Here is a 21245-nt window from a genome sequence, read left to right as displayed (position 1 = left end):
TACGGAACAGACTTCCTGGGCCGCTTCTAGAGCTGTGTCATCAAAGCAGCCGATGATCTCGCCGCGTCATAGGATTCTTCCGTCAGGATTTTCAGGATCCCTGGCCCCGCCAAGACTCCATCCCGGCATCCCTCAACCGCTGCCGGCCCCGTCAAATTGGTGCGCGTTTGAATCTCGGCTTGATCCCCGATGACCGATTGAGCCGTGTGGCCCATGCGCTCGGTCATGGCAACCGTGCTGTTCGGATTGACAATCAACAGGCGGGGCATGACTTGAGGATCCCAAACATGAGGCTATGGTGCCACAGCCCTAGCGCCCTTTCACTGCTTGAGAACGACATACCACCAGGGTGACGGCCACCTTTCTGCTACACAACTTAGGAGGTGCTTTAGGAGGTGCTGCCCTTGTCTTCTGGTAGTTGTGCTGCCTCTTTGAGGGCTGCTTGGATGGAATCGGCATCGGGCAGGGGGTGAGAGCCGCCATTTTTACTGGGGGGAGCAAATCCTTCCAGGCTGCGGATATGAATGTCTTGCTGGGGGAAGGGGATGCGGATCCCACGCCGCCGAAACTCCGCCTCGATTAAGAAGTTCAATTCGCTGATCAACACGAACTGGTCTTGGGGGCGGTTGATCCACACCAGCAGCTCAAAATTGAGGGCAGACGGGCCAAAAGAGTTGAGCCACACTTGGGGAGCCGGGCTACTAAGCACCCGTGAGTTTTCCTTGGCCGCACTGAGCAAGGCTTCGGTCACCAACGCTGTATCCGACCCATAGGCCACCCCCACAGGGATGTGAATGCGGCAACGGGGATCCCGGTAGCTCCAGTTCACCACCTTCGATTCGGTAAAGCGAGAGTTGGGCACCACCACAAAAATCCGATCCAGCGTGCGCAAGACCGTCGCTCGGGGGCCAATTCGCTCCACCGTACCCAGCAAATCATCCACCTGCACCAGATCGCCAATTTGAATCGGGCGCTCCAGCAGGATGGCCACATAGCTGATGTAGTTGTTGGAAAGATTTTGTAAGCCAAAGCCGATGCCCAAACCAACGGCCCCGGCAATCACTGTGAGGGAACTGAGGTTCAGGCCGCTGAAGGGCAAGACCAACAGGATCCCGAGCAGGGTGAGGATGTACTTGAAGATGGCAGCTGAGGACTCTTGCGTGCCCAGATCGAGCCCCAAGCGAGCGAGAAACCGCTGCTTGAGGCCAACGCTGATGTAATGGGCACCTGTAAAGACCAGGATCGAAAGGGCGATGAACACCAGCAAACTGGCGATGGAAAGGCTGGAGTTGGGTAGTGGCTGGGTAAGCACGCCAAGCGCGGTGCCAATCAACCGACTCAAGCCCAGGTAAAAGGAGCGCTGAAAGGGCCGCAGGGCGGGCACAAGGCTGATCCCCCGATCCAAAGAAATACCGACGATGAGCAGTGCCCCAGCACCCCGTAGGAGTACCCCGCCGATATCGATCCAGGTATGCCAGACTTCTCCGGCCTTGAGCTCCAAAAACCCTTGCAAGCGGGTTAGGCTGCGGTCGAACAGCCGCCAGAGAAAGAACCCCACCACCAGGGTGGCAATCCCTGCCAGGATCGACAGAATCAGCACCCGTGGATCCTGGGCTCGTTGTAAAGCCAACAAATCTTCGCGGTAATCCTCGATGGCTTGTTCCAGTCGCCCGGCCCAACTGTTGGCCACCAAACGCACTTCATTCAGACCCACCTGACCCAAAGCAGCCCGCCGCTCCGCGGCTGCATCGGCATAGGTGACGGTGAATAGATACCGCTGGGTACGTTCAAAGCGGCCTCTCTCCCCCAGACGCAAAATGTATTGCCCGTTCGGGTCTTGGGCCACCCGTACTTCTGGCTCTGGCAGCTGACCTTCATCCAAAAAGCGTTCGATCACCGCCCGAATGTTATCGGCACGCACATCGCTGGGGTATTCTGCCGTCTGCAAGCGAAACACCGGGATGTTCCCCACCAAAAGTTCTGTGCCCTCTTGTCCGGTAAAGGGGATCCCAATGGGGCTGGGGCTAGGTGTTGGAGAAGGGGATCCCTCGGGAGTAGGTGCTTCAGCCGGCGTAGGGCTAGGGTTGGTCAGAAAAAAGTTGGGATCCCGAAAATCAAGAGCTTGGGCCAAAGGGATCCCGGAGGATGAAGCAACGGCGGCAACAGGAATGAACCAGAGGCAAATCCCAACCATCAACCCGACCAGAAGAGCTGAGATGGCTTGTTTGACGCGAACGCCCATCATGATTGGGGATCCCTGGGATGCTGCTCTGTAAGCTCATGGTGGCACAAGGAACTCCCCATGTTTGCCGGTCTGGGAGGGATTCTAAGTGCCCTGATGGTTGCCTAGAAGTCGTTGGCGCAGTTTTTTGATCTTGTCTCGTAGTTGGGCGGCTTCTTCAAATTCCAGGTTTTTAGCGGCTGTTTTCATTTTCAGCTCCAGTTGGCTAATTAACTCCGGAATTTCCGAGAGAGGGATCTCTTCTGAATCTTGGAAGGCTTTCTCCAGATCTTGATCGCTGAGTTTGCGGGAGATGGCCAGAAAGGACAGGATGGCATTGCTGGATTTTTTGATGATTGGCTGGGGGGTGATGTTATTTTTTCGGTTATATTCCAACTGAATTTCCCGCCGCCGTTCCGTTTCCGCAATTGCTCGGGCCATACTGCCGGTCATATTGTCGGCATACATCACCACCATTCCCCGAATATTTCGGGCTGCCCGCCCGATCATCTGAATCAGGGATCGTTCTGCCCGCAAAAACCCTTCTTTATCCGCATCCAAAATCGCGACCAAAGATACTTCCGGCAGATCCAACCCTTCTCTCAGCAGGTTGACCCCTACCAATACGTCAAAGGCCCCTTCCCGAAAATCTTGTAAGATCTCGATGCGCTCAATCGAGGTGATCTCGGAATGCAAATAGCGGACGCGGATCCCCCGTTCTTGCAGGTATTCCGTCAGGTCTTCTGCCATGCGTTTGGTTAGGGTGGTCACAATCACCCGTTCCGCCGGGCCCTTTTGGGAGCGCTCTAGGCGTTCATAAATTTCCCCCATCAAGTCATCCACCTGTCCGGCGGTGGGGCGCACATGCACCTCCGGATCCACTACGCCTGTGGGCCGAATCACCTGTTCTACGACTCGTCCACTACCGGGCAAATAAAGAATTAGTTCTTTGCCATTCTCAGTCAGAGTTTCAAAGGAAGCTCCAGATTGTTCTAATTCCCAGTTGCCGGGAGTGGCAGAAACAAACACACATTGATGGACTTTTGCCCAAAACTCTTCTGCCTTGAGGGGACGATTATCTAGGGCACTAGGCAAGCGAAAGCCATGATCCACCAGCACCTGTTTACGGGCACGGTCGCCATTGTACATACCGCGAATTTGGGGCACTGTCACATGGGATTCGTCCAGCACCAACAGCCAGTCATTGGCCTTGAAATAATCTACCAAACAGGAGGGGGGATCCCCTTCTTTTCGCCCGGTCAGGTGTCGGGAATAATTTTCTACGCCGTTGCAATAGCCCACTTCCCGCAGCATTTCTAAGTCGTAGCGGGTGCGTTGTTCTAGGCGCTGGGCTTCTAAGAGTTTGCCTTCTTTCTGGAATAGGGCCAGTTGATCTTCGAGTTCTTGCTCGATATCTATCAGGGCTTGCTCGAGTTGTTCTTCCGGTGTCACAAAGTGACGGGCGGGATAAACTCTGAGGGCACTGAGACTGTTCAAAATTTCGCCCGTGACTGGATCAACTAAGCGAATGGCATCAATCTCGTCTCCAAAAAATTCGATACGAATCACCCGATCTTCGTAAGCAGGAACAATTTCCAGCACATCTCCCTTGAGACGGAAGCGACCTCGAATCAGATCCAAATCATTGCGCTCATACTGTACACTAGCCAAATCTCGTAGCAGATCCCGCTGGTTGAGTTCTTGACCTACCTTGAACGGGATAGAGGCATTCAGGTACTCTTCCGGCATTCCCAAGCCGTAGATGCAACTTACAGACGCCACAACAATTACATCCCGTCGTTCAAACAAAGAACGGGTGGCGGAGTGCCGTAACATATCAATTTCATCATTAATAGAAGAAGATTTAGCGATGTAAGTATCGGTACTGGGAACATAAGCTTCTGGTTGGTAGTAGTCGTAATAACTGATGAAGTATTCGACGGCATTATAGGGAAATAATTCTCGCAATTCATTACACAGTTGTGCCGCCAAAGTTTTGTTGTGGGCCATCACCAAGGTCGGTTTTCCCACCTGTTGAATGGTGTGGGCGATGGTGAAAGTTTTGCCGGTGCCGGTTGCCCCCAGAAGGGTTTGAAAGCGATGACCGGCAGCAATAGAATCGACTAAACCAGCAATAGCTTTGGGCTGATCACCAGTGGGTTGGTAGGAAGAAACCAGTTGAAACTCTGACATAGTTGTGTGAGGATCCCAGAGCGAGGGTTCAAAAGGAAGGGTGAACTTAGTGAATACTCTTTTCTAGTTTCTAGATCTGTGGATTGCAAGGATGCTATTCAGATAGACAAAAGTTGATCCCTTCATCAGGGTAGGAATAGGTTCGAGGTTCAAGTAAATACCCTGGGTAGGTCGATCCATTCAATTGCCACAGTTCTCCAGAGGTAATGGATCCCACAAGTATATTCTGATCGCTATTGAGCCACTGATCGAGGGCAATCATCTCTACAGATAGTTGTGTTAATCCTTGGGTAAGATCTGCTTTTTCGGCCTCGACAGCCAGTAAAGATTGTTCTGTGTAAAGGTAATAATCTAAGGTGCCCTTGAGTTTATCATTGACTTGAATGGCGTACTCAATCCACATTTGAGATTGTGTATACTGTACTATCTTAAATAGGATGGGAGCAATGAGGATTTCTCGGCGAGCTGTTTCACTTTTCAGGCTAACGTAGGGCAGCAGTTGTTCCACATTGATTTTCAGATCTTGGCTATCTGGGATCCGCTCCACTTTTGGCCAATCTATTTTTCGACGCTGAAAGGTGTAGCCAAACTCTGGCAAAATATCTTCTGGCTTGAAGGGAAGATCAAAATAGCTGCTGAAGGTATAAGCCTGATCGGGCTTCAGTAAAGGCACTCTCGGCATAGGGATCCGGGCCAACTCCCTCTCTCGACTGGCCTTACTCTAGCACCGGGCTCATAGGCTGGCGTTGAGTAGGGGGTTGGGATCCCCCGAGGGATCCCGTTACGCTGGAGGCATCTTCACTTTCCCCAGCGATGCAGGTCCAAGACAAGCCCCTTTCCCTACCTACCCCCATCACCCGTGGGCAGTTGGCAGAACAGATGCCCTCTGCAAAGGGTTTATTGAGCGATGAACCGGAAATGGAAAGTTCACTTCATGCTTCCCAAATGTTGTTGTTGGTGAGCATTCTGGAATGGCTTTGGCTGGGTCGGGAAGATTACTTCATCGGGTATAACCTGACGGTCTATTTCAACCGGGAGCAACTGAAAACCAAAGACTTCCGCGGCCCTGATTTCTTCTTGGTCAAAAATGTGGTGCAATGGCCGCGCCCTTCTTGGGTGGTGTGGGAGGAAGGAGGACGATATCCGGATTTGATCATCGAGTTGCTGTCGGATTCCACTGCACAGAGCGATAGAACAACCAAGAAAGCCCTCTACCAAGATATCTTTCGGACACCCGAGTATTTCTGGTTTTCCCCTGAATCGCTGGAGTTTGTCGGCTGGCGCTTACAGGGATCCCACTACCAAGAGATCCCTGGCAATGAGCAGGGTTGGCGTTGGAGCGAAGCATTAGGCCTTTATCTGGGCATCCACGACCGTAAGCTACGCTATTTTGGCCCAGAGGGCGAGTTGATCCCCACACCTGCTGAAGCGGCCCTACAGGAGCGACAAAAATTTGTGCAAGCTCAGCAACAGGTGGAATTAGAACGACAAAAGGCCGAACGGCTAGCCGCCCATCTGCGTTCTTTGGGAGTTGATCCTGAGCAACTGCTGTCATGAGTCTGATGCAACCCCTCTGGGATCCGGGATCCCTGACGGAAAGTCGTAACCCCGCCACCGCCGAGATCGATGACCTCAGCACCTTGGAATTGGTGCAGCAGATCAATGCCGAAGATCGCCGCGTGCCAGAAGCGGTGGCCCACGAAGCCAAACGGATCGCTGCAGCTATTGAGGCCATTGCTGAACGGATGCAACGGGGAGGGCGACTGATCTACATCGGGGCGGGAACATCTGGCCGTTTGGGGGTTTTGGATGCGGCTGAGTGTCCGCCTACTTTTAGCACTCAGCCCGGACAGGTGATTGGTTTGATCGCCGGGGGGGAAAAAGCCCTAACTCAGGCGGTGGAGGGCGCAGAGGATGATGGGGAAGCGGGTGCCCTTGCTCTAAGGACTCTCAGCCTTCAGGCCCGCGATAGTGTGGTGGGGATTGCCGCCAGTGGCCGCACCCCCTTCGTGTTGGGCGGGATCCAAGCAGCCAGAGGGGTTGGTGCGCTCACGGTTGGTCTGGCCTGCAACCACCCCTCCCCATTAACCGAGCAGGTGGATATTGCCATCGCCCCTTTGGTGGGGCCAGAAGTGATCCTCGGCTCCACCCGCATGAAGGCGGGCACCGCCCAAAAATTGGTTCTGAACACGATCTCGACAGGTGTGATGATTCGTCTGGGCAAAACCTACGGCAACTTGATGGTGGATCTACAGGCTAGCAATGCCAAGCTGAAACGGCGGGCTGAACGGATGGTGGCTTTGGCTTGTGATCTCGACGCCACTACAGCCGCCCAACTGCTAGAGGCTTGTGGGGGGGAGGTGAAAACGGCGATTCTGGTGGCTCTGATGGGGTGTTCTGCCCAGGAGGCTCGTCAGCATTTGCAACAGGCCAACGGTAGGATTCGACAGGTGTTACATTCGGCTTTACCCGATTCATCCCAGCCGTGATTCATCTCTGGGGTTCTGGTTCATGAGCGTTTGTGGCTACCTCTACACTCCCCCTCATGCCGTCCTGGAAGATCCAGGACTGGAATGGCTCAAAGCACAAGGGGCTGACCCGGTTCTGCAAGATTGGGGATCCCGAGCTTATCTAGAAGACCTGCTTCAGCGCATTACGGATGGGTTGGTACAGGAGGTGCTACTCTTGCGCCTGTCAGATCTGGGGGATCGGGCGGATGAAATTCACGAGCGGTTGCTCCAGATTCAACAGGCCGGGATCCGGCTCAGTCTGGTCACGGCATCGGGGATACAAACCCCCGCCGATGCCGAAGCCTGGATCCCGCTTTTGGCAGAAATTCCCCATCAGTTGCAAAGCCGCCGCCTCTGCTGTCGTCAAGCCCAGAACCGCCTAGCCGGTAAGCCGCCCCCAGGCCCCGCACCCTTTGGGTACCGCCGCGAAGGGGAGCACTATGTGCCGGATCGCAAGCAGGCCGGGATCGTTGAGGATTTTTTCCAGCACTTTCTGCTCTACGGATCCCTGCGACAGGCGGTGCGCTTCATCGAGGAGAAACACCACAAACGCATTTCGGTGGCCACCGGGCGCAATTGGCTGCTCAACCCCGTCTACCGCGGTGACTTGGCTTACACTGACGGCACCACCCTGCGGGATACTCATCCGGCACTGCTCAGCCGTACCGAAGCTGCCCAGATTGATCGCTGGCTCAAGCGCAACCAAGGGATCCCCCGCCGCAGCGCCAGTGCTCCCCGCTCTTTGGCGGGTCTGGTCAAGTGCTGTTCTTGTGGTAGACCGCTGCGCATTGTGCAAACCACACCTCGTCAAGGCAAGAAAAGCACCCCCTCCTATCTGTATCTGCGCTGCCAAACCTGTCGCTACAGCCTCAACTACTCCGAGGTTTTGCAGGAAGTGATCCGGCAAGTGTGTGAGCAATTGCCCCAACGGGCTCGACAACTGGATGAAGATCCGCTTGCCCAAGTCCGCCAAGGGATCCAATCTCAAATTCAGGCCAACATGGGCATCCTCAGCCAGCTAGAAGAACTGGAGGGATCCGGGCTGATGGATGAGCACTCCTTGTCCCAACGCCGCTACCAACTGCGAGCCGAAAATGCCCTTCTGGCCCAAAAGCTGGAGCAACTGCCACCCTCCAACCTACCCCAGCTCGCCCAAACCCTCTCCATTCAACCCTTCTGGCAAGATCTCACCGAAACCGAACGGCGCGCCTATCTACGGGAGTTTCTGCGCAGCATTGAGGTGGACTCCAACGGGGATGTGCGGGTGGTTTTTGTGTTTGATCCCTAGAGCATCCCTGGCAGAATCGGTTTTCTCCGGCTTTTTCTGGCAACTGAGATAATTCTTGATAATGTCTGCCCTCAAGACTGCTGAGGTGGGGGTGGGATCCCAGCCCTGGAGGGGAGTTCTCCCTCTTGAGTGCAATTGAGGGGGTCGGATCCCTTGTCTATCAAGGAAAATGGACAGGTTATATTATTTTCTTTTGATCAACTTTAACATTAGATCGAGAGATAAACTATGCTAAAGCCGTGAAAACATCCTAGGTTAATTTCTAGAGTCGATTTTCCTAGCATAGAAACTTTCAGAAATTCTCTTACTTTTTCATACATTCATCTTTATCCTCCGTAACAGTTCTCAAGAGGTGGATCCCCTGCTGATAATGGCCTTTGGAAGCCCCCATTGAGGAACACGCTGTGAAACTGGCAGTTTATGGAAAAGGTGGCATCGGCAAATCCACCACGAGTTGCAATATCTCTGTGGCCTTGGCCAAGCGGGGCAAAAAAGTCTTACAGATTGGCTGTGATCCCAAGCACGACAGCACCTTCACCCTGACTGGCTTTCTGATTCCCACCATCATCGACACCCTGGAATCCAAGGGTTACCACTACGAAGATGTCTACGCCGAGGATGTGATCTACCCCGGCTACGGCGGTGTGGACTGTGTGGAGGCGGGCGGTCCCCCGGCGGGTGCAGGCTGTGGCGGCTACGTGGTGGGGGAAACCGTCAAATTGCTCAAGGAACTGAATGCTTTTGATGAATACGATGTCATCCTCTTCGATGTGCTGGGGGATGTGGTCTGTGGGGGCTTTGCCGCCCCGCTCAACTACGCCGATTACTGCTTGATCGTCACTGACAATGGCTTCGATGCCCTATTTGCCGCCAATCGCATCGCCGCCTCCGTGCGGGAAAAGGCCAAAACCCGCAAATTACGGCTGGCGGGGTTGATCGGCAATCGCACCAGCAAGCGGGATCTGATCGACAAGTATGTTTCGGCGGTACCCATGCCTGTGATTGAGGTACTGCCCCTGATCGAAGATATCCGGGTCTCGCGGGTGAAGGGCAAAACCATCTTCGAAATGGCGGAATCTGACCCCGATTTGGAGCCCGTCTGTCAGTACTACCTGAACATTGCCGATGAGCTGCTGGCTCGTCCGGAAGGGATCGTGCCCAAGGATGCGCAAGATCGGGATTTGTTCACCTTGCTTTCGGACTTCTACAACACTCCGGCTCGCGAACCCGCATGGGCGTAAGGGATCCCGATCTTTTCCAAAATTTAAGTAACTCTTCAGAAAATCATCTCAAACCTTATCAATTCATCGTCATGTTCGCTTTCAGCTCCAAGATGGATTCTGCACGGATCCCCGTTTGGGGGCCTGGATCCCCTCGGACACTATCTCGAAATGGCACGGGAGTTGGATATGGAAAGACAAGAGCAACCCACAGTCCTGATTACCGGAGCCTCCTCCGGCGTTGGTCTGTACTCGGCTTTGGCTTTGGCGAAGCGGGGCTGGCATGTGGTCATGGCCTGCCGAGATTTGGATAAAGCCTACCGGGTGGCGCAACAGGTCGGGATCCCGCAGGGCAGCTACACCCTGATGAAGATCGACTTGGGCAACCTGAGCAGTGTGCGGCAGTTTGTCGAGCAATTCCGCAACTGGGGTCGTTCGTTGGATGCCTTAGTCTGTAATGCTGCCATCTATATGCCCTTGCTCAAGCAGCCTTTGCGCAGCCCGGAGGGGTATGAGCTGACCATGACCACCAATCATCTCGGGCATTTTCTGCTGTGTCATTTGATGTTGGAGGATATGAAACGCTCCACCTATGCGGATCGGCGGCTGGTGATCTTGGGCACCGTCACCCACAACCCGAAGGAGCTAGGGGGGAAAATTCCACCCCAACCCCACCTGGGGGATCTGCGGGGCTTTGCCCAGGGCTTTAAGGAGCCCATCAGTATGGCGGATGGGGGCAAGTTTGAGCCGGTCAAAGCCTACAAAGACAGCAAAGTCTGCAACATCCTCACCATGCGGGAGCTACATCGCCGCTTCCACGAGAGCACCGGCATCACCTTCTTGTCTTTGTATCCAGGTTGTGTCGCTACAACGGCTCTGTTTCGCAACCATTACCCACTCTTTCAAAGTCTCTTTCCCTGGTTTCAAAAGAACATTACGGGTGGCTTTGTCTCGGAGGAGCTTTCTGGCGAACGGGTAGCCCAAGTGGTAGCAGATCCCGAGTTTCGTCAGTCGGGGGCCTACTGGAGCTGGGGCAACCGCCAGAAGAAAAATGGCAAGCCTTTTAACCAGGAAGTCTCTAACGAAGCGGGGGATGATGCTAAAGCTAAATTGCTCTGGGAGCTGAGCGAAAAGTTGGTGGGTGTCCCTCAATTGTTAGCCCGTTAGTTAATTATTTCGTCAATTCATCTTGCAGATTCTATGGAAATTCTTTGCTTAAGAAAAACCTCCAGGAGCCACCTATGACCGCCGCCTTAGACACCCCCAACACCCTTAACTTTCAATGCGAAACCGGCAACTATCACACCTTTTGCCCCATCAGTTGCGTGGCTTGGCTCTATCAAAAAATTGAGGATAGCTTCTTTCTGGTGATCGGCACCAAAACCTGTGGCTACTTTCTGCAAAATGCCATGGGAGTGATGATCTTTGCCGAACCGCGTTATGCCATGGCGGAATTGGAAGAAGGGGACATCAGCGCCAAACTCAACGACTACGAAGAACTGAAGCGGCTGTGCCTGCAAATCAAACGGGATCGCAACCCCAGCGTCATTGTTTGGATTGGTACCTGCACCACCGAAATCATCAAAATGGATCTAGAGGGCCTAGCCCCGAAATTGGAAGGGGAGATCGGGATCCCGATTGTAGTAGCACGGGCCAACGGCCTTGACTACGCCTTTACCCAAGGGGAAGACACGGTGTTGGCCTCGATGGCGCAGCGGTGCCCAGAACAGGTCAAGGTATCCCAGGCTCCGGGGCATAGAGAAGAAGAACGAGAACCCCGAGGTGGGTTACAAGCCATATTTAATTTCAACAAGAAAAAAGAGAGTACTCCTGAAGAAGAAGGCTTCAAGAAACATCCGCCTCTGGTGATCTTTGGCTCAGTGCCGGATCCGGTGGTGACACAACTGACCCTAGAGCTGAAAAAGCAAGGGATCCGCGTGTCGGGGTGGCTGCCGGCCAAACGCTATGGAGAACTGCCGGTGGTGGAGCCGGGCACCTATGTGGTGGGGGTAAACCCCTTCCTGAGCCGAACTGCTACAGCGTTGGTTCGCCGCAAAAAAGCAAAACTGATCCATGCTCCCTTCCCGATTGGGCCGGATGGCACCCGTGCCTGGGTGGAGGCCATTTGTCGGGAGCTGGGGATCCAACCCCAAGGTTTGGCGGAACGGGAGGCAGAGGTGTGGAATCACCCGCAAATTCAGGAGTATGTAGGCCTGTTGCGGGGCAAGAGCGTCTTTTTGATGGGGGATAACCTGCTGGAGATCTCCTTGGCGCGGCTGCTGGTGCGCTGCGGCATGACGGTGCAAGAGATCGGGATCCCTTACATGGACAAACGCTACCAAGCGGCAGAGCTGGCCCTCTTGGAGCGCACCTGTGAAGAAATGGGGGTGCCCAAACCCACGATTGTGGAAAAACCCGACAACTACAACCAAATTCAACGCATCAAAGCTCTACAGCCAGATCTGGTGATTACCGGTATGGCCCACGCCAATCCCCTGGAGGCGCGCGGGGTGACCACCAAATGGTCGGTGGAGTTCACCTTTGCCCAGATCCACGGCTTTGGCAATACCCAGGATGTGTTGGAACTGGCAACTCGACCGCTGCGTCGGAATGCTGCCCTCAAAGGTTTGGGTTGGGACAAGTTGGTACGGGAAGAGGCCCAGGTTTAAATCTCGGGTTCCTCGTTGTCAAACAGGATCCCGTCCATGTGATCGGGTAGTTGTTGTTGGTCGATCCAAACCATGCCCGCTAGGATCGCCTCAGCCTCGCTCTGGAAGTAGCCGTAGGCTTTGGTGGTGGTTTCCGGCTTTTGGCAACGAAAGATAAATCCCTTGTCGGTAGCTTGGGTGCTGATGCTCCAGTCGCGGTGGGTATGTTCTGCCATGACAGAGGATCCCGTGGGAGAGGGTCGTTGCAGGCCATTGCTGCGAACAGGATATCAGGTCGTATCCCGACTGCGCACAAGGCTTGCTGGAGTTCATTATTTGTCGGTAGTAGGATCTAGGATGGGGTTTCTTGTATTATCGATAACCAGTCACTCTCGGTACGCAATGACGGATCCCACCGATGCCCTTTGGGTTTTGGTCTGTGCTGCGCTGGTATTTATCATGCAGCCAGGCTTTATGTGTTTGGAGTCGGGGTTCACGCGCAGTAAGAACAACATCAACGTTGCGGCCAAGAACTTTGCCGATTTTGCTCTTGCCTCCGGGCTGTTTTGGTTGGTGGGATTTGGCCTCATGTTTGGCCCCAGTTGGCTGGGGATCTTCGGGCAAGGCGAGTTTGCCCTCGACTTAAATAGGCCGGGATCCCTGGCCACTTTTTTCCTGTTTCAGGCCATGTTTTGTGGGACGGCCACCACGATTGTGTCTGGGGCGGTGGCGGAGCGGGTACGCTTTGGGGCCTACGGCCTGATGAGCTGCCTGATTTCGGGGTTGATCTACCCAGTCTACGGCCATTGGGTCTGGCATGGGTTGGATCAGGGGCAAGCGACAGGATGGCTCGGGCAGTTGGGATTTATCGATTTTGCTGGCTCCACTGTGGTCCACAGCATAGGGGGTTGGGTGGCCTTGGCGGGGTTGATGGTGATTGGGCCGCGGGCTGGTCGTTTCGATGCCCAGGGGCGTCCGAAAAAGCTGCTCGGTTCCAGTTTACCCCTGTCGGTCTTGGGGGGGATGTTGCTCTGGTTTGGCTGGTTTGGCTTTAACGGCGGCAGTGCCTTGGGGTTGGGACCAGAGGTGCCGCGCATTCTCACCAATACCCTCATGGGTGGGGTGAGCGGGTTGATCGGTGGGCTGGGGATTGCTCTGGTCTATTTGCGGCGGGCCGAAGTGGACTGGATGATCAATGGCTGCTTGGCCGGATTGGTGGCAATTACGGCGGGCTGTCATTTGGTATCTACGGCTGAGGCAGTCTGGATTGGGGCGATCGGCGCTTCGGTGGCCATTTGGGTCAGCCTGGGAATGGAGCGTTGGCGGCTGGATGATGCGGTGGGAGCAGTGCCGGTGCATTTGGGGGCAGGGGCCTGGGGCACCTTGGCAGTGGCCTTTTTCGGGAACCCAGAACAATTGCCCTTGCCGGTGTTGCCGCAGCTAGGGGTTCAATTGCTGGGGGTGGTGGCGGCTGGGATCTGGGCCTTTGGGCTGGCCTACGGAATCTTGCGGGGGATGGATCCCTTTTGGCCGTTGCGGGTTACTTCTGAGGCAGAGGAGCTGGGCCTGAATATCGTCGAACATGGGGCGAAAACCGAAGCTTACGACCTAATCCAGGTGATGACGGCTCATTCCAGTCGACAGGATTTGAGCCAGCGGGTGCCGGTAGAGCCGTTCTCGGAGTTGGGGTATGTCGGATCCCGTTACAACCAGGTGATGGATGCCCTGGCAGAAGCACAACACGAAATTCAGCAACTGAACCTCAAGCTCAAGGCAGAAAACCAACGCATGGGATCCGAACTGGAACTGACCCGGCGGCTGCAACAGTTGATCCTGCCCAGGGCTCAGGAATTGCAACGGATCCCGGGGCTAGATATCGCCGGCTTTATGGAACCGGCGACGGAGGTGGGGGGCGACTACTACGACGTGTTGGAACACAACGGCCTGGTGCGCATTGGTATCGGCGATGTGACCGGCCATGGCCTCGAAAGCGGCATGTTGATGCTCATGGCCCAGACGGCAGTGCGAACCCTGGCCATCCAGCAAGAACGGGATCCGGGGCGGGTGCTGGAGATTCTCAATCAGGTGATCTACGAAAATGCCCAGCGCATGAACTCTGACAAAAACATGACCCTGATGTTGCTGGATTACCACGATGGCATTCTGCGCTTCAGTGGCCAGCATGAGCAAATCATCGTCGTGCGCAAAGAGGGCACGATCGAACGGGTGGATACCCTCGACCTAGGCTTTCCCATTGGTTTGGAGGCAGATATCCGCCAATTTATCGCCCAGGCGGAAGTGCACCTTTCTCCAGGAGATGTGGTGGTGCTCTACACCGATGGCATTACTGAGGCCGAGAACGGATCTCGAGATTTGTTTGGCTTAGACCGTCTTTGTCAGGTGGTGCAGCAACATTGGCAAGCTTCCGCCCGCGACATCTGCAAAGCGATCATCACAGAAGTACGGCAGTTTATTCAGAACCAGCAGATTTTTGATGATCTCACCCTGGTGGTGATCAAACAGATGTAGGGTCAGATCCTCTCCCTAACTCAGATATCCAGACCTGGACCTTGCCCCCAAGCAGGCACTCCGCTTGAGGAGGATCCCTGGACATCGGGAAAAACATCCCAGTCGCCCCATTTTCATGGCAAGTTGAAAGCAGATGCCGCGCTGGAGGCTGCAATGAAGAGCAAGACCCCGTCCCGCGATGTTCAGGTTGCCTCGATTGGCCCATCAACCCTGGCTCTACGCTCCCGCACCTGGGATCGGCTGAAGTTTGAAATCGAATATGCCCGCCAACGGGGTACCACCGCCAATAGCTACTTGATTCAGGCGGATCAAGCGATTCTGATCGACCCACCGGGAGAATCCTTCACCGAAATCTTTCTGGAGGAACTGGCGCAGCACCACTATCTGCAAAAGCTGCAGTTTATTCTGCTCAGCCATGTCAACTTCAACCGCATTGCCACTCTGAAAGCCTTATTGCCCTTGGCCCCCTATGCGGTGGTGCTCTGCTCCAAACCGGGGGTGATCACGCTGCGGGCTGCTTTCGAGACGGATCCCTTGCCAACCCTGCCAGCCCGGGACGAAGAAGAAGCTGCCGATTTGGGCATTACCTACAATGGTGACCAGTCCTTTCGCCTGCGGGTGGTACGGGATGGGGAATGTTTGGATCTGGGGGAGGGGCATGAGCTGCACTTCCGTACAGTACCAACTCCCCGTCACCCCGATGCCCTATGTACCTACGACCCCGCCAGCGGGATCCTCTACAGCGACAAACTCTTTGGGGTTCACGTCTGTGACGAATACCTCTTCGATGAGCACTGGCGACACCTGAGCGAGGATCGTCGCTACTATTTCGACTGCCTGCACCGCCTGCAAGCTCCGCAGGTGAAGGCCGCTTTGGCCAAATTGGTGGACTTCCCCGCTAGCACCTACGCCCCTGCCCATGGCCCCTTGGTACGCCACAGCCTGCGCCGGTTAACTCTCGATTATCAGGCTTGGTGCGAAGAAAACCCAGCAACTGAACAGCGAGTTGCCCTTTTGTTCACCTCGGCCTACGGTAATACGGGCTTGATGGCAGCGGCTATCGGACAGGGGCTGGAACGGGCAGGGGTGATTGTGGAAAGGGTGAATTGCGAGTGGGTTACCCCAGAGGAAATTGGACAAATCCTAGAGCGGTGCCAGGGTTTTATTATCGGATCCCCGACTTTGGCAGGTCATGCTCCGGTGCAAATCCAGACGGCCTTGGGCATCATCCTCTCTTCTACTCCCAATACCAAGGTGGCGGGCGTGTTTGGCTCCTATGGCTGGAGCGGGGAAGCGGTGGACTTTATTGAGAGTAAGCTGCTCAATGCCGGCTTTCCGCTAGGCTTCGAGACGATTCGGGCTAAGTTCAAACCTACCTCCGAAGTGTTGCAGACCTGTGAGCAGGCGGGATCCCAATTTGCCCAAGCCCTGCGCAAAGCGATACGCGCCCGTGCCCCCCGCCAAACCAGCAGCGAAACCCAAGTAGCCCGTGCCGAGCAGGCTCTGAGTCGAGTGGTGGGATCCCTGTGTGTGGTTACCGCCCAGCAAGGCGGGATCCGGCGCGGTTTTCTCACCTCTTCGGTGGCTCAGGCTAGTTTCAATCCGCCCGGATTGACGATTTCTGTGAGCAAAGATCAAGAGGCAGAACTGCTGACCCAACCGCAAGCCCCCTTTGTACTGAACATTTTGCGAGAGGGCAAAAGCAGTTTGCAGCGGCACTTTCAACGGCCCCAACGCCCTGGCGAGGATCGCTTTGCCGGAATAGAGACAATCCCTGCTGAGAACGGTTGCCCCATTCTGCAGGAGGCGCTGGCCTATCTCGAGTGTCGGGTGAAGACCTGGATGGACTGCGGGGATCGCTACATCATTTACGCGGAGGTCGAACGGGGTAAGGTGTTGGATCCGACAGGAGTAACGGCCATGCACCATCGGCGTCTTTGAGCGTTTGAGAAGAGTAGGGAGCCGAGCCCTTCTAATTCTTCTAATTCTCTAATCTAGGCCCTAATCTAGGGCGGCCTCTTCCTGCATCTGCGGGATGTGGAGGGTAAAAGTTGTCCAACCGTTCTCGCTGGTCACCGCTAGGGATCCCTTTAAGCGGTCGATGATTTGTTTCACCAGCGCCAAGCCCAAACCGGTACCCCCTTCTTTCCAGGGGTTACGGCTGCCAATGCGATAAAAGCGCTCAAAAATGCGGGGCAACTCTTCTGGAGGGATCTCCTGAGTGTTGCTCACTCGCAGACAAATTTGTTGCAAGCCCGGCTCTACCTGCAGGCAAATGGATCCCTGGGCAGGCGTATATTTGACCGCGTTGTAGAGGAGTTCCCGTAAAATGCGACCCAACAGGGTCGGCTCGGTGCTAACCAGACAATCCAGAGGAACACTCGCTTCAAACTGTTGTCCCCGAGACTGGGCCTGTTCGTTAGTAATAGAGAGCAAATCTCCCAGAAGGGCCTCCCAAGTCAGGGTACGAATATCCAGGGTATAAGCACCCGCCTCCAACCGTTGTAGATCCAACAAATCGTTGATGAGTTCAATTTCACGGCGACATTCCCGCTGGGCAATGGCCAAGTATTGCGCTTGTTTCTCCCCAGGCGGTGTAACCTGGAGCATTTGCAAAGCAACCTTCAAACTGGTTAGAGGCGTGCGCAACTCATGGCTGACAGTGCTAATGAAGTCATCTTTCAGTTGGTTCAGTTGTTCTAGAGCCATCACCTGCTGTTGTGTAGCTTGAAACAGGCGGGCCTGACGCAAACCAATGGCACATTGATTGGCCACCTGATGGATCAACCGCAGCTCCTGCTCATCGAAGCAATCCCCAGAGCGGCGAAATACCCACAAGTCTCCTAAGATTTGATCTTTGTCTGTGAGGGGACAAGCAAACACTACGCTGTGAGCTTTTTCGGGGCGTAACAGGCTGGGAGAGATAAAGCAAAACAAGCAGGATTGCCCCCGCGTCAGTTGATGGTAAAGATCGTCATAAACGCCACCTACCATCGGGGTGGAAGAGTTCAGAGCTGATCCTATCCGCGGACAATACTCGTAGGTGATGGTAGAGACTGTGTGCTCGGCATTATAGAGGCCAATATCGCAGCCATCCACATCTAAGTTTTCTCCCAATTCTTGCACGGCACTGCCGAGGATTTCAGCTTCATCAAGAGAGTCCCGCACACGATCGGTAATGCGCTTAAGAAGCGCCTCAAATTGTAGAGAACGTTGCAGCTCAAAGGTGCGCTTCTGAATGTTTTCTTCTAGGGTCTGATTCAAAATTTGCACCTGCTTGTAAAGTTGAGCTTGTCGTAAAGCAATCGTCAGTTGTGACACCAGTTGCTGTAGCAAGTGGATTTCCCAATCCTCCCAAAATCGTGGAGATTGGCAATGTTGGGCCACCAGTAGCCCCCATAGATCTTCCCCTGAGGCACCATCTCGAATCGGCACCACCAGGTTGGCTTGTGCTTGGAAGGAATCCAGTAACTCTTGATAGCAGGGATCCAAATGGGCAGCCCGAATATCCCCCAACACCTGGACAAAGCCTCTACAATACTTTTGATAACAGGGATCCGCTTGGAAAGAATCATCCCAAACGGAGCGCCCCAGGTGGCTAGGCCAGGGATCTACCACCGATTCGGCAGTGATAATTCCACCCATACCTTCTTTGAGTTGATAGATCATCACCCGATCTACTTGTAAAAATTTTCGAACCTCCATCACCGTCGTTTGCGAAATTTGATCCAAATCCAGAGTTTGCCGGCTACGCTGCAACAGGGCCCCTAATAACCGTTCTCGTTCAGCCTCTTGAAAGAGCACATCCTGAGCAGCTTTGAGAAACGTAATATCCACACAAATGCCACAGATGGCATAGGGATCCCCATTCACATCTCGCAGGGCAAACTTGGTTACCCAACTGGTAATCTCTCGGCTGGGATAAGGAACGACTTGTTCATAAAAAATTGGCTGATGGGATTTTAGAGCAGCGCGATCTTCTCGTTGGTAGTACAGTGCATGATCTGGCAAGAAAAGCTCAGCATCCGTCTTGCCAATAATCTCGTCAAGACTGTGTTTCTCCAGTTGCAAATAAGTAGTATTGACATGGATATATCTTCCCTGCAAATCCTTGAGAAAAATGGGAAATGGGATCCCATCTAAAATTGCCTTGAGGCGCTTTTCACTCTCTTGTAAAGCTAGCTCAGCTTGTTTTTGTTCAGTAATATCTTCTGTAACTCCAGCAATACGAGTAATTTCTCCTTGGTCATTCAAAATTGGATAACAACGGCTCTGTAACCAACGCAGTGTACCATCAGGGTGAAGAATACGATAAATCCTGGATTGCTCTCCCTGATGAACCTGAGATATTGCCTGTAATAGTTTGGGTCGATCCTCAGGATGCACTCTTTGGAACCACAAGTCCGGTTGGGCGTAGAGCTCTTCCGGCCGATACCCCCAAATTCGTTCACATGCAGGACTGTTGTAGAGCACTTCACTAAAGTCGGCAGAATGTAAAAAGAAGACTGCATCGATGGCCTCAGTCATTTCTCGGAAGCGCTCTTTGCTTTCTTGTAAATCCAATTCCAGCCGTTTTCGCTCGGTCACGTCCCGGCCTACCCCGCGGATGAACTGCAATCGGCCCCGTCGGTCGAACAGGCCCTGATTAATCCACTCAATCCAACGCATTTCCCCATCAACACCGAGCAAGGAATTGACCGAGATGAAGGTCGGTTGTTCGGGAGTCAGTTGGGCTAACTTTTCTCGCACCAAGGCTTGCTCGGCAGAGGGTACTGCATCGATCCAGCGTTTGCCCCGCCAGTCCCCCAGCAGCTTTTGGTAGACGCTGTTGCACTCCAGTACCGTGGTATCGGCCTGCGCCAGTGTGATCAGGTCAGGGAAACCTTCTTGGGTGTGCTTGAGCTTCTGTTTTTGCCAGTACCCTACTGCCGCCAGTGAGATCCCCCAGAGGACAACAAAAAGCCAATCCGGTAAAACGTTGAAGTCGCTCATTCAGTTAGCTCAATTGTAGGTGGTACTATTATTAACATTTTTTGGCAGAACTTTTTATTTTTCTATGATTTTCATAATTCATGTGCTGCAGGTGTCGGGTCGAGCACATGTCAAGGGATCTGTGGTTGATAAGCCTTCTAAAGAAAAAAGAAAAGAGAGAAGGGAGCAGTGTTCAGAAGATCGCAGTTACTGAGGGGGCAGGTAGGGTTGGATCCAACGTACTAGGCGCTCCGACAACACAAACGCTTCTGGCTCTGTGCCCTTCACACCCGATTGGCTAGTAAAGTGAGCGATCGCTTCTTCTCTAACTTGATTCGGGTCAGCTTCTTGTTCAAACTCTTCCTGGTGAAACCGCAATCGCACTTGGCTTTGTACTTGAAAACTGTCTTGAGCTTGATTATCCAAAACTTCTCGGCCCGTGCGATATACATGCACCGTTTGCAACTGGGCTAAGGGGTAGGAAAACACTCGTTGTCGCCACACTCCCCAAGGGCCCCGATGCCGGGTGAATGAAACCTTTTGGCTGACTCGATCCAAACTCAAGGTATGGCCCAATCCCCAAGGGATCCCAATCCCCAACCCCGCCCCAATGCTGATCAATCCAAACAAAAGGGATCGCCCCCAAAATTGGGATCCCAAAATCAGCAGCAGCAAGCCCACTGCCGCCCGCAACAAAAGTTGCCTAGAGGTGAACGGTCGCAGAGCAATCCGCAGCCGTTTGGGGTTTCGTTCCATTAAATGCAGGTGCAGTTGGGCCATGAACTGTTATGGGTCTTTTACCATTTGATTAGGGTCATGATCAGGGTCAACACCCAAGGCCTGTAGACGTTGTGCCAATCGTTCCGCCCGCTCTCGTTCTTGGTCAGCCCTTTGTCGTTCTTGGTCAGCCCTTTGTCGCTCCTGTAGGGCAATGGCCTCCCATTCCTGAGCAGTGGGCACCTTTTCCCCCGTCTGCGCATCCACCAGCAGCACGCGGCCCTCTTGTAAACCCATTCTCAGTCCCGTTTGTTCGCTCAGGATCAGCCCCTCTTCGTCCGGGGTGAGGGGCAGATAGATCCCTTGTTTGAGGCGGTAACCCAATATTTCATCAATCCAAACCCCCCGCTGCCAGCGGTGATCGAAAATGATATATTCTTTTACCCCGGCCCGAGCGTAGTCCCAAACTTTGTCTTGGCGATCTTCTTTGCGATAACGGGGTGACACCACCTCAAGGATCAAACTGGGCTTGACTCCTTCTGCAAGCACTGGAAAGCTCTCTCGCTGCTGCTCCCGGTCTCGAAGGCCAAACACCACGAACACGTCTGGACAATGGTTTCCCAAGCCTTCAATGCCCCACTGAATCAGGAGATCGCCAAATACGCCCACATCGGGTTGCGCCGAATAGCGCCGCCGGAGCATATCTTTCAAATTGCTACTGACACGGTCGTGAAAGGTATTGCTGGGCAAGTGGTAACCCTCCTCAGGATGCAGAAATTCCTCTGGGGTCAGGGGGACTTGGATCAATCGTTCATTCCCATCGGCATCGATCCAACGCTCCATTTTCCAGCCTCGTTCGGCCAGCTCGTCGCTGCTAGCTGCTATGGGAGGGGTGGGGAAGGTTGTGGTCATGCAGGGATCCCGTGCTTGGGGACACCTTTAGGATAA

General features: G+C 54.0%; 16 protein-coding genes. 8 read left to right on the top strand and 8 right to left on the bottom strand.

The window, feature by feature from the left end; all coding sequences use genetic code 11:
- Window positions 1-26: 26 nt before the first annotated feature.
- From L1047_RS16605 to L1047_RS16420, 4 genes are all read right to left on the bottom strand, one after another.
- The gene (locus L1047_RS16605; protein ID WP_268836747.1) at window positions 27-269 is read right to left on the bottom strand and encodes an aspartate/glutamate racemase family protein; all 243 of its coding nucleotides are present in this window, start codon (window positions 267-269) and stop codon (window positions 27-29) included.
- 119 nt (window positions 270-388) lie between these two features.
- Complete coding sequence (locus L1047_RS16430; protein WP_235280178.1) at window positions 389-2245, bottom strand: mechanosensitive ion channel family protein; 1857 nt, start codon at window positions 2243-2245, stop codon at window positions 389-391.
- 81 nt (window positions 2246-2326) lie between these two features.
- A complete protein-coding gene (uvrB, locus tag L1047_RS16425) occupies window positions 2327-4414 on the bottom strand; it encodes an excinuclease ABC subunit UvrB (RefSeq protein ID WP_235280177.1) in 2088 nt (695 codons plus the stop codon).
- A 94-nt stretch (window positions 4415-4508) separates the two neighbouring features.
- Entirely contained in the window at window positions 4509-5012 is a 504-nt protein-coding gene (locus L1047_RS16420) for a hypothetical protein (protein ID WP_235280176.1), read from the bottom strand.
- A gap of 281 nt (window positions 5013-5293) precedes the next feature.
- Between L1047_RS16420 and L1047_RS16415 the strand changes: the two genes are divergently transcribed.
- From L1047_RS16415 to L1047_RS16390, 6 genes are all read left to right on the top strand, one after another.
- Window positions 5294-5971 carry a Uma2 family endonuclease gene (locus tag L1047_RS16415; protein WP_235280175.1) on the top strand — a complete coding sequence of 226 codons (678 nt, stop codon included), beginning with the start codon at window positions 5294-5296 and terminating at the stop codon, window positions 5969-5971.
- On the top strand, window positions 5968-6903 hold the full coding sequence (gene murQ / locus L1047_RS16410) for an N-acetylmuramic acid 6-phosphate etherase (protein ID WP_235280174.1): 936 nt from the start codon (window positions 5968-5970) through the stop codon (window positions 6901-6903). Before L1047_RS16415 ends, murQ begins: the two co-directional genes overlap by 4 nt.
- A gap of 22 nt (window positions 6904-6925) precedes the next feature.
- On the top strand, window positions 6926-8212 hold the full coding sequence (locus tag L1047_RS16405) for a recombinase family protein (protein ID WP_235280173.1): 1287 nt from the start codon (window positions 6926-6928) through the stop codon (window positions 8210-8212).
- A gap of 404 nt (window positions 8213-8616) precedes the next feature.
- Window positions 8617-9453 carry a ferredoxin:protochlorophyllide reductase (ATP-dependent) iron-sulfur ATP-binding protein gene (bchL, locus tag L1047_RS16400; protein ID WP_235280172.1) on the top strand — a complete coding sequence of 279 codons (837 nt, stop codon included), beginning with the start codon at window positions 8617-8619 and terminating at the stop codon, window positions 9451-9453.
- A gap of 168 nt (window positions 9454-9621) precedes the next feature.
- Window positions 9622-10599, top strand: coding sequence for a protochlorophyllide reductase (locus tag L1047_RS16395; protein ID WP_235280171.1), 978 nt, complete (start codon window positions 9622-9624; stop codon window positions 10597-10599).
- A gap of 74 nt (window positions 10600-10673) precedes the next feature.
- Window positions 10674-12101, top strand: a complete 1428-nt coding sequence (locus L1047_RS16390; RefSeq protein WP_235280170.1) for a ferredoxin:protochlorophyllide reductase (ATP-dependent) subunit N — start codon at window positions 10674-10676, stop codon at window positions 12099-12101.
- Here L1047_RS16390 and L1047_RS16385 read toward each other — a convergent pair.
- Window positions 12098-12316: a hypothetical protein gene (locus L1047_RS16385; protein ID WP_235280169.1), complete on the bottom strand. Its 219-nt coding sequence runs from the start codon at window positions 12314-12316 to the stop codon at window positions 12098-12100. The two genes, L1047_RS16390 and L1047_RS16385, sit on opposite strands and share 4 nt — an antisense overlap.
- A gap of 166 nt (window positions 12317-12482) precedes the next feature.
- Between L1047_RS16385 and amt the strand changes: the two genes are divergently transcribed.
- Complete coding sequence (gene amt / locus L1047_RS16380) at window positions 12483-14609, top strand: ammonium transporter (RefSeq protein WP_235280168.1); 2127 nt, start codon at window positions 12483-12485, stop codon at window positions 14607-14609.
- Window positions 14610-14762: 153 nt separating this feature from the next.
- Window positions 14763-16550, top strand: a complete 1788-nt coding sequence (locus tag L1047_RS16375; protein ID WP_235280167.1) for a diflavin flavoprotein — start codon at window positions 14763-14765, stop codon at window positions 16548-16550.
- 60 nt (window positions 16551-16610) lie between these two features.
- Here the strand turns inward: L1047_RS16375 and L1047_RS16370 are convergent, their stop codons facing one another.
- The 3 genes from L1047_RS16370 to L1047_RS16360 form a co-directional block, all read right to left on the bottom strand.
- Window positions 16611-19601, bottom strand: a complete 2991-nt coding sequence (locus L1047_RS16370) for a PAS domain-containing protein (protein WP_235280166.1) — start codon at window positions 19599-19601, stop codon at window positions 16611-16613.
- 186 nt (window positions 19602-19787) lie between these two features.
- Window positions 19788-20360, bottom strand: coding sequence for a hypothetical protein (locus tag L1047_RS16365; RefSeq protein ID WP_235280165.1), 573 nt, complete (start codon window positions 20358-20360; stop codon window positions 19788-19790).
- 6 nt (window positions 20361-20366) lie between these two features.
- Entirely contained in the window at window positions 20367-21209 is an 843-nt protein-coding gene (locus L1047_RS16360; protein ID WP_235280164.1) for a Uma2 family endonuclease, read from the bottom strand.
- Between the last annotated feature and the right edge of the window lie 36 nt (window positions 21210-21245).

It is taken from the genome of Synechococcus sp. Nb3U1 (assembly GCF_021533835.1).
Taxonomy (GTDB): Bacteria; Cyanobacteriota; Cyanobacteriia; order Thermostichales; family Thermostichaceae; genus Thermostichus.
The sequence above is the reverse complement of the archived record's forward strand: the minus strand, read 5'-3'. Positions and strand labels throughout refer to the sequence as shown.

Bases quoted from the DNA above. Each gene is read 5' to 3' on its own strand.
- L1047_RS16605 (WP_268836747.1), bottom strand. From the start codon at position 269: ATGCCCCGCCTGTTGATTGTCAATCCGAACAGCACGGTTGCCATGACC.
- L1047_RS16430 (WP_235280178.1), bottom strand. From the start codon at position 2,245: ATGATGGGCGTTCGCGTCAAACAAGCCATCTCAGCTCTTCTGGTCGGG.
- uvrB (WP_235280177.1), bottom strand. From the start codon at position 4,414: ATGTCAGAGTTTCAACTGGTTTCTTCCTACCAACCCACTGGTGATCAG.
- L1047_RS16415 (WP_235280175.1), top strand. From the start codon at position 5,294: ATGCCCTCTGCAAAGGGTTTATTGAGCGATGAACCGGAAATGGAAAGT.
- murQ (WP_235280174.1), top strand. From the start codon at position 5,968: ATGAGTCTGATGCAACCCCTCTGGGATCCGGGATCCCTGACGGAAAGT.
- L1047_RS16405 (WP_235280173.1), top strand. From the start codon at position 6,926: ATGAGCGTTTGTGGCTACCTCTACACTCCCCCTCATGCCGTCCTGGAA.
- L1047_RS16395 (WP_235280171.1), top strand. From the start codon at position 9,622: ATGGAAAGACAAGAGCAACCCACAGTCCTGATTACCGGAGCCTCCTCC.
- L1047_RS16390 (WP_235280170.1), top strand. From the start codon at position 10,674: ATGACCGCCGCCTTAGACACCCCCAACACCCTTAACTTTCAATGCGAA.
- L1047_RS16385 (WP_235280169.1), bottom strand. From the start codon at position 12,316: ATGGCAGAACATACCCACCGCGACTGGAGCATCAGCACCCAAGCTACC.
- amt (WP_235280168.1), top strand. From the start codon at position 12,483: ATGACGGATCCCACCGATGCCCTTTGGGTTTTGGTCTGTGCTGCGCTG.
- L1047_RS16375 (WP_235280167.1), top strand. From the start codon at position 14,763: ATGAAGAGCAAGACCCCGTCCCGCGATGTTCAGGTTGCCTCGATTGGC.
- L1047_RS16370 (WP_235280166.1), bottom strand. From the start codon at position 19,601: ATGAGCGACTTCAACGTTTTACCGGATTGGCTTTTTGTTGTCCTCTGG.
- L1047_RS16365 (WP_235280165.1), bottom strand. From the start codon at position 20,360: ATGGCCCAACTGCACCTGCATTTAATGGAACGAAACCCCAAACGGCTG.
- L1047_RS16360 (WP_235280164.1), bottom strand. From the start codon at position 21,209: ATGACCACAACCTTCCCCACCCCTCCCATAGCAGCTAGCAGCGACGAG.